Annotated in this window: 1 protein-coding gene and 1 pseudogene; both read right to left on the bottom strand. The window is 36.3% G+C overall.

Annotated features, from left to right (window positions below; genetic code table 11):
- Positions 1–543 precede the first annotated feature (543 nt).
- Complete coding sequence (locus tag Q0413_RS04220; protein WP_298987634.1) at positions 544–825, bottom strand: hypothetical protein; 282 nt, start codon at positions 823–825, stop codon at positions 544–546.
- A gap of 158 nt (positions 826–983) precedes the next feature.
- Positions 984–1,321, bottom strand: a pseudogene (locus tag Q0413_RS04215) (hypothetical protein); the annotation flags it as partial.

Genomic DNA, 1,321 nt, shown 5'->3' with positions numbered 1-1,321 from the left:
CCTATCGTCGCAAAGGCGATGAAAAATATAATATTGAGCTTGCGATCGATGCCTTTGACATAAAAATCGCTCAAACTGCTACTGATATAGAAGGAAAATAGCTCAAGAATTACCGTCGTAAAAGGCAGACGAATATCGCCCGGAAATAAAAAATATCCCTTTAAAAGGCCTATTATATCAACACTTAAAAGTTTTGAGAGATGCAATGAGGCAACGTAAAATGAAATCAAAAAAACTGCCAAAAAGACATTGCCTAAAAGAAACTTGTAAATTAGGTATTTTATGTTTTTGCGCACCTTGGCTCCCTGAAATTTCGCGAGATTATACGTCAAATTTGCTTTTAATCGGCTCAAATCGGCAGGAAAATTTAATGAGTTGAATTTAGCCAAAATTTTGAGCGTAGTTTAAATTTGCAGCTCGATTTACAGCTCAATTCGCGGCACGGAATTTTAAAATTTAGAAGCGCGGTATGCTGGCTAAATTTAGAAATGTAGCGCGCTATGTCATTTCAGCGCTATTAAAATGAAAGGCATTTGGCTAAATTTAAAACCACTCCGTGCGTCCGATAAATTTCGCTGCATTTGCCAGCGCAGGTATGCTATAAGTCCAAAGCTCTGGCTTTTCAAAAGGGGTGTAGATATTATTCAAATACAAAGCTAAATTTACGACAAGCAGTAGAAAAAATATATAGTTCTTTTTCATAAAAGGAAAAGCGGCGCAAACCAAGACTACTATCAAATTTAATGCGATAAGAAAACCTATGTAATTAATATCTATAAAGGCGCAAAGTAAGCCTAAAATCGCGATTAATATATCTCTTTTCATAACCGATTGCCGTCCTTTTTAATTCCTGCAATTATAATGCGTAGGTTTAAATTTTAATAAAAAAGTATTCCGTGCTTAAAATTCCGTCGCGCCGTGCGTGTGATCTACGCCTATTAAATTTAGCGCATACGGACGAAATTTAAACGGGGCGCTTAGCTTTATCTAGATGCAAAAAAGATAAGACCCAACCAAGTTGCAGATATAATAAGCAGCAAGATAGGGAATAGTTTTTTATCGATCTCCCCGCTTCTTTTTCGGCTGATGATTTGCAAAAATTTACCGAGCTCGTAATCGCTTTTGCGAAATAAATATACCGTTGAACAGATGCCCATGAATAATGCTGCAGCGGATAAAATTGCCATTAGTTTTTTATCTAAATCCATACCATATATCATAAAACCAAATGTTGCGATAAGAATAATGGCGGTAAGGGCTAAAATTCCTATCGTCGCAAAGGCGATGAAAAATATAATATTGAGCTTGCGATCGATGCCTT

The organism is uncultured Campylobacter sp. (genome assembly GCF_938045465.1).
In the GTDB taxonomy this organism is placed as follows: domain Bacteria; phylum Campylobacterota; class Campylobacteria; order Campylobacterales; family Campylobacteraceae; genus Campylobacter_B.
Note: the sequence above shows the minus strand (reverse complement) of the source record. Positions and strands in the feature narration are given on the sequence as shown.

Excerpts from the sequence above, each read along its gene's own strand:
- Q0413_RS04220 (WP_298987634.1), bottom strand. The coding sequence starts at position 825 with ATGAAAAGAGATATATTAATCGCGATTTTAGGCTTACTTTGCGCCTTT.